Here is a 13,603-nt window from a genome sequence, read left to right as displayed (position 1 = left end):
TGTGGAGGTTCGCCAGTGGTTCTCTCACGAGGACACCAATCCGGCCGCCGGGTGGGCGGCTCGCAGCAGGGCCGGCACCTGGTGCGGGGTGGCCGGAGCCGCGTACCGCAGGCCCTGGGCTCCGTCGCAGCCCGTACCGGTCAGGGTCGCCGCGCGGCGTTCGTCGTCGATGCCGTGCACGGTCAGGGTGAGGCCGAGGGCGTGGGCGGTGCGGGCCATACCGGCGAGCAGGTCGCGGTCGGACTCGGAGCCGGCCTCGGTGGCGCGCAACAGCCCGGCGGGGGTGCGAAGACCGTGGACCGGCAGGTCCCGGAGGTACGCGAGGCTGGTGAACCCGGTGCCGAAATCCTCCAGGACGATCCGGACGCCGATCTCGGCCAGCGCGGTCAGCACGGTCAGGCTGTGGGCGCCGGCCGGGACCGCGTCGAGGCCGGCGAGGTGCAGGTGCAGCCGGGCGGGGGCGAGCCCGCTGCCGTTCAGCGCGTCGCGGACCAGGTCGATCACATCGGGGTACCCGATCTGGTGCACCGGCACGTCGACCCCGACGAACGGGCCCTTGGCAGCACCGTCCCACTGCATCGCCTGGCGGCAGGCCTGGCGCAGCAGGCCGGCGGCCAGCCGGGTGGTGGTGTCGCGGTCGCCGGTGAGCTGGCCGATCCGGGCAAGGTCGAGGGTGCCGAGGTGCGGGTGCCGCCAGGTCATCCGGGTGTGCAGGCCGGCCACCCGGCCGGTGCCGAGACCGATGACCGGTTGGTACGTCGGCGGCCCGGTAACCAGCCCACTGACGCCCGAACCGCCCGAACCGCCCGAACCGCCTGAACCGCCCGAACCGCCCGCACCGCCCGCACCTGGCCCGCCTGCACCGACGCCGCCGACAACGACGCCGGCAGCACCGACGCCGCGAGCAACAGGGCCAGCAGCACCATCGCCACCAGCACCAACGCCACCAGCAATGGGGCCGCCGGCAATGGGGCCGCCGGCAATGGGGCCGCCGGCAATGGGGCCGCCGGCAACAGCACCTCCCACAACATCACCGCCAGCACCAACGCCGCCGACAACAGCACCTCCCACAACATCTCCGCCAGCACCAACGCCACCGGCAACAGCACCTCTCACAACATCACCGCCAGCACCAACGCCGCCGGCGACAGGGCCGCCTGCGACAGGGCCGGTACCGCGAAGGCCGGGCGGGGTGGTGCGGGTGAAGGCTGGGCGGGCGTCGTACACGGCCCAGCCGGTGGCTCCGGCGCGGGCCTGGCGCAGGGCTATCTCGGCGTCGACGAGGACGCGGGCCGGTTCGAGGCCGCCGGTGGCCACGTCGACGACGCCGACGCAGGCCGCGATCGGGGCGGTCAGGCCGGTGCCGGGCAGGGTGGACGGCTCGGCGAGCAGGGCGGTGATGCGCTCGGCCAGGTCGGCGAGGTGCACGAGGCCGCCGCTGTCGTGCACGAGCAGGGTGAACGTGTGGCTGCCGTGCCGGGCGAGCAGGTAGTCGGGGTGGTCCGCGACGAGGCGCAGTCGCCGGGCCACCTCACCGAGTACGTGGTCGCCGGCCTCCGTACCGAATTGTTCGCAGACCGCCGGGTAGCAGCCGACCTCGACGAGGCAGAGGCCGGCGTGCCGGCCCGGGTCGTCGCCGTTGGCGGCCTGCCGCAGCCGCTGGATCAGGCGGGCCTTGGTGGCGACCCCGGTCACCGGGTCGTAGTGGGCGAGCCGCCGGTAGCGTTCCTCGCTGATCTCGAGGGCGATCTGGAACTCGCGGGCGGCCCGCCGGCTGGCCCGGTGCAGGGATTCCTGCTGGGCGAGCGTGCGGGCCTGCATCGCGGCGGCGAACCCGGACACGAACGCGCCGGCCACCTGGCGGGCCGCTCCGGCGAGCACCTCGCCGTCGCTGAGGTCGTCGAGCACCACGCCCATGGTGGCGGGCAGCGCCTCGTGCCGGCCGATGCCGAGCGCGACGACCTCGATGCCGGCGCGGTAGGCGGCGTCGAGGTCGGCCGGGACGGTCCGGGCGGCGTCGCGCAGGCAGCGGGCGTAACCGTCGAGGGTCCGGGCGGCGACCGGTGCGTCCACCGGGAGGTAGACGCCGGCCCCGGTGACGGCCGCGAGCCAGGTCTCCCCCACGGTCCGTCCAGCGCTCACGGTCGCCCGCACCGGGACCAGATCGATGGGTACGGGCGCCGGTTGGTCCCGCCGGGAGCTGAATACGGTACGGGCGGCCCGGTCCAGTGCCGCGTCGGTGTACTGCTCGGCGGTGGAGAGCGCGGCCGCGACGATCCCGTCCGCACGGGTCCGGGCATCCGCGATCACCCGGTCGGCCCCGGTGTCGAGCGGCACCGGGGGGTAGCCGCATTCGCCGAGGATCTGGTTCAGGGCGCCGATCATCATCGCGTGGGTGAGTGGCTCGTCGGGCTGCGCCATCAGTGGTCCCCTCCCTCCGGGGTGGCAGACGTCCGGGGGACGCGCTGCTCCGGTATCGCCTGCCAGAGGGCGACAGCTTGTTTGCGGCCGAGTTTGAGCGCGGTCCGGACGGCCTCGGGCGACTTGCCGACCTTCGCGGCGATCTCCGACGGGGTCATCCCCTGCGCGGACAGTTCGAGGGCTTCGCGCCGTGCCGGGGGCAGTTGGGCCAGCACCCCGGAGAACCACTCCTCCAGTTCGTACTTCTGCAGGTCGGGGTCGTCGGCGCGGCCCTCGCTGAACTCGGCCACGTCGGGCACGAGCAGCTCGAGGTCGCCCTGACCGCTGGCCCGGCGCTGCTTGAGCCAGTGCGAGCGGGCGGCGGTGCGGACCCAGGCCGCCGGGTGGGTGAGGTCCCGCCAGCGGCGCAGGGCCTCGCGGATGGCCTCGGCGACCGCGTCCTGCGCCTCCCAGCGGTTGGCGCCCTCGCGCATGAGGTTGCGGACCAGGCCGGTCCAGTAGGCCCGGAAGAAGTCCTCGATCTCGGCCGCGGGCGGCGGGTCGGGGATGACCTGATCGGACCGGACCGGGTGGGGCGGAGCGACGGCCGGGGCCGCCTCATCGGACCGTGGTGGTCCCGCCGTGTCACTGCCCACGTCGTGCGCATCATGCGCGTCGACCACCACATGCCTCCGTTCGCCGTCGAACTCCCACCTAGTTAGGTCCCTGACAGCCCTCCGGCGTGACAGCCGAGGTCAAGATTCTTTTCGGTCAGCGCACCTCGCGGTCGCGCACCGTGATGAAGATCCGTTCGCCAGTGGGCCGCTCCGGCCAGGGAGAACGTTCTGTCCGACATGGACTGTACGGCCCAGCCAGCACAGGAGACCCACCGCCGGGTATGCGTTTTCGGTCACGTCTCTCTCCGGGGATAAGCGGGGCCGCGCTGCCCGGCCGATGCTGGGAAGATCGGTTGTCGACGAACATCGAAGGTTGGGGAGGCGCCGGTGCCCGGCACGCTCTACGCGGTCAGCGACCTGCACGTCGCGTACGCGGAGAACCGCAAGCTGCTCGATGACCTGCACCCGCCGTCCCCGCAGGACTGGCTGATCGTGGCCGGTGACGTCGGCGAGGTGTTCGGGCACATCGAGCAGACCCTGCGGCTGCTGCGCCCACGATTCGCCGAGGTCGTCTGGGCCCCCGGCAACCACGAGCTGTGGACGCACGGCCGGGACCCGGTCACGCTGCGCGGCGCCGAGCGGTACGACGCACTCGTCGCCATGTGCCGTGAGCTGGGCGTGCACACCCCCGAGGACGAGTACCCGGTGTTCCGTGGCGAGGGCGGGCCGGCCGTCGTGGCGCCCCTGTTCCTGCTGTACGACTACACGTTCCGGGCCCCGGGGACGGCCACCAAGGAGGAGTCGCTCGCGTACGCGTACCGGACCGGTGTGGTCTGCACGGACGAGGAACTGCTGCACCCTGATCCGTACCCGGACCGGGAATCGTGGTGCCGGGCCCGCGTCGCACTGACCGAGCGGCGCCTGGCCGCGATCGACCCGGACCTGCCCACCGTGCTGGTCAGTCACTGGCCCCTGCACCGGCATCCGACCGAGGTCCTGTGGTACCCGGAGTTCGCCCAGTGGTGCGGCACCGAGCTGACCGCCGACTGGCATGTGCGGTACCGGGCCGCCGCCGCGGTGTACGGCCACCTGCACATCCCGCGGACGACCTGGCAGGACGGGGTGCGCTTCCAGGAGGTGTCGCTGGGCTACCCGCGCGAGTGGGGCAAGCGGGCCGGCGCCCCGGCGCTGCTGCACAAGGTGCTCGAGTGAGGGCCGCGCCGTTCGTGCTGTCGCTGACCGGGCTGCTCGCCGTGCTGGCCCTGGGTACCGGGATCGCCGGCCGGGACGACACCCGGCTGGACCCGGCCGGGCGGACCATGACCGACGCCGTGGTGACCGCGCGCGAGAGCGGCACCACCGACACGGTGGCGTTACGGGTCTCCGACCCCACCCGGGAGGTGACCTGCCGGGTGCCGAGGTCGGATTTCGACGGGGACTGGCCGGCGGTCGGCGAGGTCGTCCCGGTCATCCCCGGCGCCCTCGGCCGCTGTGAGCTGCCGGTGGTCACCGGCCGGCTGCCCCGGGCCCAGCTGGTGGTCACCGGGCTGATCCTCGCGGCGGCGCTGGTGGCGTGGCTGATCCACCGCTCGGTCCGCGCGGGCCGGCGGCGGGCTCAGGACGCGACGCTGGCGGCGTACCTGTCCCGGAACGTCGCCCGGTAGGCCTGCGGGGTCGTCCCGAGCCGCTGGCCGAAGTGGTGCCGCAGGGTGGCGGCGCCACCGAAGCCGGCCCGGGCGGCGATGCTGTCGATGCCGAGCTCGGACTCCTCGAGCAGGCGGCGGGCCAGCAGCACGCGCTGCCCGGTCAGCCAGTCGTGCGGCGTCGCGCCGGTCTCGGACCGGAACTTGCGGGCGAACGTCCGGGGGGCCATGTGCGCCTGCGCGGCCATGGTGTCCACGGTGTGCGGCCGGTCGAGGCTCTCCATCACCGCGGTGATCAGCGGTTGCAGCGTCTCGCACTCGACGGACTGCACCGGCGTCTCGATGAACTGGGCCTGCCCACCCTCGCGGTGCGGCGCGACCACCATCCGGCGGGCGATCTTACGGGCCACCTCGGCGCCCTGCTCCGCGCGGATCAGGTGCAGGCCGGCGTCGAGCGCGGCGGCGGTGCCCGCGCTGGTCAGGATGTTGCCGTCGGCGACGTAGAGCACGTCCGGGTCGACGGCCGCGGTCGGGTAGAGCTCGGCGAGCCGGTCCGTGTGCCGCCAGTGTGTGGTGCAGCGGCGGCCGTCGAGCAGGCCGGCCGCGCCCAGGGCGAACGCGCCGGTGCAGACGCTCATCACCCACGCCCCGCGCGCCGCGGCGGCACGCAACGCGTCGACGACCTCGGCCGGGAACTCCTCGGCGTTGTCGTGCGGCACGATCGCGACGAGGTCGGCGTCGTAGGCCGGCGACAGGTCGTGGCTGGGCGAGATCGAGAACCCCGCATGGGTACGGACGGGAAGCCCGCCGACACTGCAGACCGCGAACTCGTACGCGGGGAGCCCGTCCTCGGTGCGGTCGAAGCCGAACAGCTCGCAGAGCACGCCGAGCTCGAAGACGGCGACGTCGGCGAGCACGATCACGGCGACTTTACGGAGCATGCGGACAGCCTAACGAGGGTTGGCAGGATTTTGTAGATGTATGGCATCACTGCCACTGTCCGCGCCCCGCCGTGCGGTTCAGACTGGTCCCAGAACAACCGGTGCGCACCGGCTCCACTGGATCAAGCCGGACTAGGTTGGGACCGTCATGGGACTCGTCATTCTGCTGTTCTTCCTGCTCATCGCCGCTGCCTCGGCGGCCGGGCTGACCGTCGACTCGCACGACAGCGCCGACTGGAAACCCACCGTCAACGGCGCCCGGGTCACCGCCCGCCGATGACCGGCAACGGGAAGTGGCGCGCACCTCGCCCGAGGTCGCGCCACCCGCCCGTACCGTGAAAGGTCAGTCCTTCTTCTTGGGAGCGACTTCCTCAGCCGCACCGGCCTCGTCAGCGGCACCGGCCTCATCAGCGGCACCGGCCTCATCAGCAGCGCCGGCCTCATCAGCGGCACCGGCGGCAGCGCCCTCGGCGGCCTTGGCGTCGGCGAGCGTGAGGCACGCGGTCAGCAGCGCCTCGCGGGCGGTGACCACCTCGGCGGCGAGATCCTCGGCGGCGGCACCTTCCTCGGCGGCACCCGCTCCCGCCTCTTCCTTCTCCGCGGCGGCGCCCATCTTCTTGGCGTACTTCTTGGCGATGGCCCGCTTCACCTTCTTGGAGAGCGGCTCATGCGCGGCCTTCTCAGCGGCCCCGGCCTCGGCGCCCTCTTCCTCAGCCGCACCCGCTTCCTCAGCGGCACCGGCCTCGGCGTCCGCGGCGGCCTGGTCGACGGCGAACGTGTCGCACGCGGTCTCCAGCGCGAGAGCCGACGCGGCGGCGGCGTCAGCGGCCCCGACGGCCTCCTGCGGCGCCAATTCCTCGCCGTCGCAGACCACCGCTCCCGCATTGATTTCCAGCGCTTCGCAACCGGCGACATCGAAGTTCTGGCCGTCGACGACCACTATCTTCGCGGCCTTGACCTGTTCGCCGGCGGAGGCCAGCTGCAGGCCGGTCACACCGCCACCCACCAGCACCGCGGCGAAGACCGCGGCGCCGATTGCCTTGCGGTTGACGCCGGTTCGCCGTCGCTGACGCAATCTCATCACCACTCCTGATCGTCGTCCACCAATGTCGCGTTCGGGAGTCGATACGGGCTCCGGACGACGAAGGGTTCACTTCTCGCGCACATTCGGGGGGTTCAATTCCTAATGGATAATTTTGAACTTTTTCCGGCCCGGTGGGGTTAGGGCGGGTCCTGGCAGGTCACATGCATGACCATGGCGACGAAGAAGACCGTGTTCGTGCTGTTCGGCGCGACCGGCGACCTGGCGAGGCGGATGGTGCTGCCCGCGTTCTACACCCTGGCGATCGAGGGGCTGCTGCCGAAGGACTGGGTCCTGGTCGGCAACGGCCGCGGCGATGTGGCGCACGAGGACTTCCGGGGCCACGTGCGCGAGGCGCTCACCGAGTTCGGCCCGCACCCGGACCAGGGCCCGTGGAAGGAGTTCGAGAAGCGGCTGCTGTTCGCCGGCGGCGGCTTCGACACCGGCTCCCCCGGCAGCCTGCTCGACGTCATCGCGCACGCCCGCGGCAAGCTCGGCGCGAACGCTCAGCTCGTGCACTACTTCGCCGTGCCGCCGTCGTCGTTCGGCGAGCTCACCCGGGCGCTGGGTCAGCACGGTCTCGCCGAGGGCTCCCGGGTCGTCTACGAGAAGCCGTTCGGCACCTCACCGCAGGACTTCCGCGCCCTGGACCGTACGGTGCACCGGGTGCTCGAGGAGCCGCAGGTCTACCGGATCGACCACTTCCTCGGCAAGGAGGCCACCCAGAACCTGCACGTGCTGCGCTTCGCCAACGAGGTGTTCGCGGCGATGTGGAACCGGCACCACATCGAGAGCGTGCAGATCGACGTGCCCGAGGACCTCGGCATCGACGACCGCGCACTGTTCTACGACGCGACCGGCGCGGTCCTCGACATGCTGGTCACCCATCTGTTCCAGGTCGCCGCCGAGGTGGCGATGGAGCCACCGGCCACGCTGGACGCCGCGGGCCTGCAGGACGCCCGGGAGAAGGTGATCCGCCGGTTCCGCCCGCTGGACCCCGCCGAGGTGGTGCTCGGCCAGTTCGAGAAGTACCGCGCGGTCGAGGGGATCAGGTCCCGGTCCACCACCGACACGTACGTCGCGGCCCGGCTCTGGATCGACAACCCGCGCTGGCGGGGCGTGCCGTTCCTGCTGCGCACCGGCAAGCGGATGGCCGCCTCCGAGCAGCGGGTCAGCGTGGTGCTGCGTACGCCGGCCGGCCCGTTCGCCGACCTGCCGCGGCAGGCGAACGTGCTCAGCTTCTCGCTGTCGGGCACCGGCGACATCGCGCTGAGCCTGCTGGCCAAGAAGCCCGGCGTCGCGCTCGAGGTCGACCCGGCGACCATGGCGCTGCCGCTGGCCCAGCTGCCGGACGCCGAGCCGCTCCCGCCGTACGCGCGACTGATCAACGATGTCCTGCTGGGTGACCGGTCGCTGTTCACCCGCCCGGACGGCCTGGCGTCGGCCTGGAAGGCGGTCCGCCCGCTGCTGGACGACCGCCCGCGCCTGCACCGGTACGCCCAGGGGTCCTGGGGCCCGGCCGCCGCCCGCGAGCTGGCCGCCCCGCACGGGTGGCTCCTGGGCCAATAGCGCGGACCCACCGGTACGGCGTCCCACCGGTCGCGACGAGCGGGGCCGGACGATCCGGATGAGTGCCGGTTCCGCCGGTGGGCCCACCACGGCCTAGTATCGGCGGATGGTCCCGCCCCTAGGACACGCCTGCCTGGCCTTCGACGACGTCGAGAGCTTCGAGGCGGCCGCGTACTCCTTCCTCGCCGCCGGGCGGCGGGAGGGCAAGCGGGTCCGCTACGTCGCCGAGAGGGCGCCCCGCGGCTGGGATTTCGAGCCCGAGCTGATGTCGCCCGCCGAGCACTACCCGGTGGACGGCGTCATCGACCCGGCGACCGGCCTGGACACCTGGACCGAGGCCACCGAGCAGGCACTCGCCGACGGTTTCACCGGGCTCTGCGTGGTCGCCGACACCACCCGGCTGGTGGGCACCCCGGCACGGCTCGACGCGTTCGCCCGCTACGAGTACCGCGTCGACCGCTACATGCGCGGCCACCCGTTCACCGCGATGTGCGCGTTCGACCGTACGGTGGTCGACGACGCCGTGATCGACGAGATGGCGTGCATCCACCCGGACTCCGACGCCCCGTTCCGGCTGTACGCCACCACCACCGGCGACGCGGGTGCCGGGCTGGCCGGCGAGCTGGACGCGGCCACCCACGAGCGGTTCGAGCACGCCCTGGACCGCGCCGAGCTCGAACCGGCGGACGGGGAGGTCGTGCTGGAGGCCGGCGATCTCACGTTCATCGACCACAACTCACTCGTGCACCTGGACACCTACGCCCGGCGCCGCGGCGCGGTGCTGGCGCTGCGGACCCCGCTCGGCGTCGCCGGGCGCATGGCCGGTCTGCTCGGCCTGACCGCACTGCGAGTGGAGATCACCCGATGAGGACAGGCGCGGCGGCCGGCCACCACGGTTACTTCCACGAAGCGGTCACGTACTCCACCGACCGGGAGTTCCTCGATCTCGCCACCGCGTTCCTGCTGGCCGGCCGCGCCGCCAGTGAGCCCAGCGTCGCGGTGCTCGACGCCGGCGGCATCGACCTGCTCCGCCGGGTCCTGCCGGCGGACTCCGGCGTCGAGTTCGTCGACAACCACGACCTGTACAACCGGCCCGCCGCCACCATCCACAACTACCGCAAGCTGCTCGGCGCCCACGTCGCCGCCGGCGCCCGGCAGATCCGGATCCTCGGTCAGGTCCCCACCACCGCGGACAACTGGGACCGCTGGGCCGACTACGAGTCGGTGATCAACGTGGCCTACGACGACTTCCCGCTCTGGAGCAACTGCGCGTACGACACTCGCACCACCCCCGGGCCGATGCTGGCCGAGGTGGCCCGGACCCACCCCCGGTTCGCCCGCCCCGGCGACCGGCACGAGGTCAGCCCCACGTTCCTCGAGCCCCGGTCGTACCTGTCCCGGCAGCGTCCCGCGCGGCCGGACCCGCTGCAGTCGGGCCCGCCCACCACGACGCTCGCGGACCCGGTGCCGGCCCAGGCCCGCGCGGCCGTCCGGGCGGCGGACCCGGGCCTCGCCCCGGAGGACCTCGACGACCTGGTGGTCGCGGTGAGCGAGACGGTGACCAACGCTTTCCGGTACGGTGTCCCGCCGGTGACCCTGCGCGTCTGGCGCGGTGCCGACCGCCTCGTCGTCACGGTCACCGATGCCGGGACCGGGCCCGAGGATCCCCTCGCGGGCCTGCTCCCGGCTGGCGACGGGTCCCTCGGCGGCCGCGGTCTGTGGATCACCTATCAGGCCTGCGACCAGGTCACCGCCGCCCGCGACGAGGAGGGCTGGACGATCCGCCTGACCGCCGGAATATCCGCGCGCTGATCACGTTGTATCGGCCGTATCCTCCGGGAGGTCGAAGATGAAGACTGGTATCCACCCCACCTACGGCTACGTCGTCTACCGTGACCGCAGCGCGGACTACACGTTCCTGACCCGCTCGACCGCGACGAGCGACACGACGATCGAGTGGGCGGACGGCACCACGTACCCCGTCCTGGACGTCGGCATCTCCGCGGCGAGCCATCCGTTCTGGACCGGCAAGCAGCGCCTGCTCGACACCGCCGGCCGCGTCGAGAAGTTCCGCGCGAAGTACGCCGCCTTCCAGAAATAGTCCGCGAACACGCCCCGGTCGTCAGGCCGGGGCGTGTTGCGTCCCCGGCCGGATCTGCACGCTGACCGGGCCGACGCGCAGGATCCCGTCGTTGAGCGGCACCGTGCGGATCCCGCCCCGGCCCCGCATGGCCTTGAACGCCCCCGGCGCGATGGTGGCGTCCATCCAGGCGCAGGGGTTGGCCCGCCGCTTCACCCGCAGGCAGACCGGGCCGTCCCCGGAGTCCAGGCACAGCACCGACCCCACCAGGTCGTCCACCGCGATCCCCCGGACCAGGATGTTGCGCCGCGTCTGCACCAGATCGGCGCCGCCCGGCAGACCTTCGACGGCCACCACCGTGACCACGGCGTCGCGGTGGGCCTGTTTCGCGAAGTACCGGTCCCCCACGATGCCCAGGCCGGCCCGGATCTCGATGGACCCCACCATCTCCCCCGGCGGTGCGGCCGCGGGCCCGGCGGAGGGCCGGCCCTCGTACCGGTGCGCGGGCGAGGCCAGCAACTGCAGGATCTCCGGCATCGGCCCATCGTAGGTCAGCGCGCGGCGAGCCAGTCCGGGAAGCCGATCGCGCCGATCCGCGCACCCGGCCCGGTGACCAGCGAGGTGTCGTCGAGCACCGCGCCGAAGTAGCCGGTGGCCGGGTCGGCGATGACCTTGCGGGCCGGTTCGTCGCCCCCGGCGGCCGCCAGGTAGCGCTCCACCAGGGTGGCCATCGGGAACGTCTCCGGGCCACCGAGCTCGGCCACGGCACCCGACGGCGTGCCGGTGGCCAGCTCGGCGAGCGTGGAGGCCACCTCGTCCGCGGCGACCGGCTGGAACAGCCGCGGGGTGAGCCGGATCGTGTCGCCGTCGGTCGCGGACGCGGCGATCGCGCGCAGGAACTCGAAGAACTGGGTGGCCCGCAGGATCGTCCACGGCACTCCACCCTGCTCGATCAGCGCCTCCTGCGCGACCTTGGCCCGCAGGTATCCGCTGTCGGGCAGCCGGTCGGCGCCGACCACGCTGAGGGCGACGTGGTGGGCGACGCCGGCCACCTTCTCCGCGGCGAGCAGGTTCCCGGTCGACGTGCGGAAGAAGTCGAGCACGTCGGCGTCGGCGAACGACGGCGAGTTGGACACGTCGACGACCACCCGGGCGCCGGTCAGCACCTCGGCCAGCCCATGCCCGGTGAGGGTGTCGACGCCGGTGTCCGGCGACGCCGCGACCACTTCGTGCCCGGCCCGGCCGAGCAGGTGGACCAGCTTGGAGCCGATGAGCCCGGTGCCACCGATGACCACGATCTTCATGACGTTCTCCCGTTCCTCAACTCGGATAACTCTTGTCCGAGACTATACTCAGACAAGTCCTGTCCGAGTCAAGTAGGATGGCGTCATGAAGATGTCCGGCGGGGTCGAATGGGCCCTGCACTGCTGCGTGGTGCTGACCGCGGCCGACCAGCCCGTCCCGGCCGCCCGCCTGGCCGAGCTGCACGACGTGTCGGCCAGCTACCTGGCCAAACAGCTCCAGCTGCTGTCCCGGGCCGGGCTGGTGGCGTCGGTCCAGGGCCACGCGGGCGGCTACCGGCTGACGCGGCCGGCCGAACAGATCACGGTCCTCGACATCGTCGAGGCGGTCGACGGCGGAGCACCGGCGTTCGTCTGCACGGAGATCCGTCAGCGCGGCCCGATGGCCACCCCGGCCGAGGCCTGCACCGCCCCGTGCGCCATCGACCGGGCCATGCGGGCCGCCGACGAGGCCTGGCGGCAGTCCCTGCGCGACATCACGATCGCTTCGCTGGCCCGCAACGTCACCGGCGACTACGGCCCGGGGGTCTTCACCGGCATCCGCGGCTGGCTGGCCGCGCCCTAGGTGTTCCGCCCTAGGCCGGGTCGGGCCCTTCCGGCGGCTCGACCCAGGCGGGTGCCTTGCCGGGGAGCCGGTTCGGGACCTCGGGGAAACGGCCCTGGCCCAGAGCCGCCCGCATGGTCGCCACGCAGTGGTTGCGGGCGCGGTCGACGCGGTCGCGGCGGTAGTGCTCCTCGAGGTTCATCTCGGCGTCGGTGGTGCGCAGCGGCTTCTGCCAGGCCGTCTTCATCTGCTCGCCGACCTCGGCCTTGGCCTCGTTGGTGAGCAGCCGGTAGGCGGCGGCGACCGCGGGCGCCTCGATGTCGAGCAGCGCCTGGTGGAACGCGAGCCGGGAATAGATCCGGCTCACCTCCTCGGTGAGCTGCTGGCGCCCCTCCAGGGTGCCCGGCCGGCGGCGGATGCGGTACGGCATCTCGGCGTAGTCCTCGACCACGCTGAGCGCCTCACCGAACGCCAGCGCCCGGCGCTCGCGGCGCGCGGCCCGGCGGTTGAGCCCGTACGTGAGCAGCGCGACCAGCGCCGCGCCGAGGATCGCGATGACCGGTGCGAGCACCGCCGTCGTCTGCACCGCCGTCCACTTCACGCCGCGGCGCCCAGGACGGTGACGAGGTCCGCGGCGTACCCGGCGTCCCACTGGTCCGGGCCCGGGCCGAAGATCCGGTTGATGCCGTTCTGGCAGGACAGACCCGCGAACGCCACCGGATCCGTACGGTGGCACCGGCGCAGCCACGCGATCGCGCCGCGATAGGCCGCCCCGGGCGAGCCGGCCCGGTAGACGTGGTCCGGGACGTTGTACAGCAGGCATTCGAGCAGGTAGGACGGCGCGGTCGAGCCGGCCCGCCGCCGGGCCTGCTTGGCCGTACGGACGACCTGCTTGAAACCGCCGCCGGTGCGCAGGTCCTTCGCGTCGCCGTTGCGCCGGTGCTGCTTGGGGAAGTTGACGATCGGGCGGCCCTCGCGGTCACGGAAGAAGACACCCTGCTCGAAGGAGCCGGCGCCCGGCACCGGGTGGAACCTGTACTCGGTCGCGACGAGGATGTCGACCATCTCGCCGAACAGCGAATCCGGATCATCGACGTTCACGCAGCGGCGGCCCATGCGCACGGTGTAGGACTCCCCCAGCACGGTGAGGACGTCGTCGCGGAAATCCTCCCAGGCGGAGACGCCGGCCGGCGCGCTGAGCATGAGCACGAGGTCGATGTCGCTGGTCGGCTCGACGGCGGTGCCGTTCACCCGGGAACCCTGGGCGAAGATCTGGTACGGCCGGCCGTCGAGCAGCGGGGAACGGTGCAGCGCCTCGCGCAGCACGCCTCCGGCCCAGGACACCAGGAACGCGTCGGGCTGCCCGATGCTGCGGGCAGCCCCGCGAAGGTCGTCGACCGTCCTGGTCATGACGCCCATTATGCCTC

The 13,603-nt window shown here is 72.6% G+C and carries 16 protein-coding genes; 8 read left to right on the top strand and 8 right to left on the bottom strand.

Annotation, left to right across the window (positions count from 1 at the left end):
- Nucleotides 1-24: 24 nt before the first annotated feature.
- Nucleotides 25-2,421 carry an EAL domain-containing protein gene (locus tag ACIA6A_RS36560; RefSeq protein ID WP_396102631.1) on the bottom strand — a complete coding sequence of 799 codons (2,397 nt, stop codon included), beginning with the start codon at nucleotides 2,419-2,421 and terminating at the stop codon, nucleotides 25-27.
- On the bottom strand, nucleotides 2,421-3,083 hold the full coding sequence (locus ACIA6A_RS36555; protein WP_396102630.1) for an RNA polymerase sigma factor: 663 nt from the start codon (nucleotides 3,081-3,083) through the stop codon (nucleotides 2,421-2,423). The genes ACIA6A_RS36560 and ACIA6A_RS36555 overlap by 1 nt, the downstream gene beginning before the upstream one ends.
- Nucleotides 3,084-3,404: 321 nt before the next feature.
- On the opposite strand from ACIA6A_RS36555, the gene ACIA6A_RS36550 reads away from it, so the two are divergent.
- Together ACIA6A_RS36550 and ACIA6A_RS36545 are read left to right on the top strand one after the other, a co-directional pair.
- Nucleotides 3,405-4,229, top strand: a complete 825-nt coding sequence (locus ACIA6A_RS36550) for a metallophosphoesterase family protein (protein ID WP_396102629.1) — start codon at nucleotides 3,405-3,407, stop codon at nucleotides 4,227-4,229.
- Nucleotides 4,226-4,681 carry a hypothetical protein gene (locus ACIA6A_RS36545; protein ID WP_396102628.1) on the top strand — a complete coding sequence of 152 codons (456 nt, stop codon included), beginning with the start codon at nucleotides 4,226-4,228 and terminating at the stop codon, nucleotides 4,679-4,681. The genes ACIA6A_RS36550 and ACIA6A_RS36545 overlap by 4 nt, the downstream gene beginning before the upstream one ends.
- Here ACIA6A_RS36545 and ACIA6A_RS36540 read toward each other — a convergent pair.
- Complete coding sequence (locus tag ACIA6A_RS36540) at nucleotides 4,633-5,601, bottom strand: GlxA family transcriptional regulator (protein WP_396102627.1); 969 nt, start codon at nucleotides 5,599-5,601, stop codon at nucleotides 4,633-4,635. The genes ACIA6A_RS36545 and ACIA6A_RS36540 overlap by 49 nt on opposite strands.
- Before the next feature lie 148 nt (nucleotides 5,602-5,749).
- On the opposite strand from ACIA6A_RS36540, the gene ACIA6A_RS36535 reads away from it, so the two are divergent.
- Complete coding sequence (locus ACIA6A_RS36535; RefSeq protein WP_396102626.1) at nucleotides 5,750-5,881, top strand: hypothetical protein; 132 nt, start codon at nucleotides 5,750-5,752, stop codon at nucleotides 5,879-5,881.
- A 63-nt stretch (nucleotides 5,882-5,944) separates the two neighbouring features.
- On the opposite strand, the gene ACIA6A_RS36530 is transcribed toward ACIA6A_RS36535, so the two are convergent.
- Nucleotides 5,945-6,682: a hypothetical protein gene (locus tag ACIA6A_RS36530; RefSeq protein ID WP_396102625.1), complete on the bottom strand. Its 738-nt coding sequence runs from the start codon at nucleotides 6,680-6,682 to the stop codon at nucleotides 5,945-5,947.
- 168 nt (nucleotides 6,683-6,850) lie between these two features.
- Here ACIA6A_RS36530 and zwf point away from each other — a divergent pair, with 168 nt between their 5' ends.
- The 4 genes from zwf to ACIA6A_RS36510 all read left to right on the top strand — a co-directional run bounded on the left by zwf (nucleotide 6,851) and on the right by ACIA6A_RS36510 (nucleotide 10,352).
- Nucleotides 6,851-8,251, top strand: a complete 1,401-nt coding sequence (zwf, locus tag ACIA6A_RS36525) for a glucose-6-phosphate dehydrogenase (protein ID WP_396102624.1) — start codon at nucleotides 6,851-6,853, stop codon at nucleotides 8,249-8,251.
- Between the two features lie 106 nt (nucleotides 8,252-8,357).
- Complete coding sequence (locus ACIA6A_RS36520) at nucleotides 8,358-9,119, top strand: MEDS domain-containing protein (RefSeq protein WP_396102623.1); 762 nt, start codon at nucleotides 8,358-8,360, stop codon at nucleotides 9,117-9,119.
- Nucleotides 9,116-10,063 carry an anti-sigma factor RsbA family regulatory protein gene (locus tag ACIA6A_RS36515; protein ID WP_396102621.1) on the top strand — a complete coding sequence of 316 codons (948 nt, stop codon included), beginning with the start codon at nucleotides 9,116-9,118 and terminating at the stop codon, nucleotides 10,061-10,063. Before ACIA6A_RS36520 ends, ACIA6A_RS36515 begins: the two co-directional genes overlap by 4 nt.
- A gap of 37 nt (nucleotides 10,064-10,100) precedes the next feature.
- Nucleotides 10,101-10,352: a type B 50S ribosomal protein L31 gene (locus ACIA6A_RS36510; protein WP_396102620.1), complete on the top strand. Its 252-nt coding sequence runs from the start codon at nucleotides 10,101-10,103 to the stop codon at nucleotides 10,350-10,352.
- Nucleotides 10,353-10,373: 21 nt separating this feature from the next.
- Here ACIA6A_RS36510 and ACIA6A_RS36505 read toward each other — a convergent pair whose 3' ends face one another.
- Together ACIA6A_RS36505 and ACIA6A_RS36500 are read right to left on the bottom strand one after the other, a co-directional pair.
- Complete coding sequence (locus ACIA6A_RS36505) at nucleotides 10,374-10,868, bottom strand: molybdenum cofactor biosysynthesis protein (protein ID WP_396102619.1); 495 nt, start codon at nucleotides 10,866-10,868, stop codon at nucleotides 10,374-10,376.
- Nucleotides 10,869-10,882: 14 nt separating this feature from the next.
- Nucleotides 10,883-11,635, bottom strand: a complete 753-nt coding sequence (locus ACIA6A_RS36500) for an SDR family oxidoreductase (RefSeq protein WP_396102617.1) — start codon at nucleotides 11,633-11,635, stop codon at nucleotides 10,883-10,885.
- Nucleotides 11,636-11,720: 85 nt separating this feature from the next.
- Between ACIA6A_RS36500 and ACIA6A_RS36495 the strand changes: the two genes are divergently transcribed.
- Nucleotides 11,721-12,197, top strand: coding sequence for an RrF2 family transcriptional regulator (locus ACIA6A_RS36495; protein ID WP_396102616.1), 477 nt, complete (start codon nucleotides 11,721-11,723; stop codon nucleotides 12,195-12,197).
- A gap of 10 nt (nucleotides 12,198-12,207) precedes the next feature.
- Here ACIA6A_RS36495 and ACIA6A_RS36490 read toward each other — a convergent pair whose 3' ends face one another.
- Both ACIA6A_RS36490 and ACIA6A_RS36485 read right to left on the bottom strand, forming a co-directional pair.
- Complete coding sequence (locus ACIA6A_RS36490) at nucleotides 12,208-12,777, bottom strand: hypothetical protein (RefSeq protein WP_396102615.1); 570 nt, start codon at nucleotides 12,775-12,777, stop codon at nucleotides 12,208-12,210.
- On the bottom strand, nucleotides 12,774-13,586 hold the full coding sequence (locus tag ACIA6A_RS36485; RefSeq protein WP_396102614.1) for a nucleotidyltransferase: 813 nt from the start codon (nucleotides 13,584-13,586) through the stop codon (nucleotides 12,774-12,776). The genes ACIA6A_RS36490 and ACIA6A_RS36485 overlap by 4 nt, the downstream gene beginning before the upstream one ends.
- Between the last annotated feature and the right edge of the window lie 17 nt (nucleotides 13,587-13,603).

The organism is Actinoplanes sp. NPDC051494 (assembly GCF_044454705.1).
GTDB lineage: Bacteria > Actinomycetota > Actinomycetes > Mycobacteriales > Micromonosporaceae > Actinoplanes.
The sequence above is the reverse complement of the archived record's forward strand: the minus strand, read 5'-3'. Positions and strand labels throughout refer to the sequence as shown.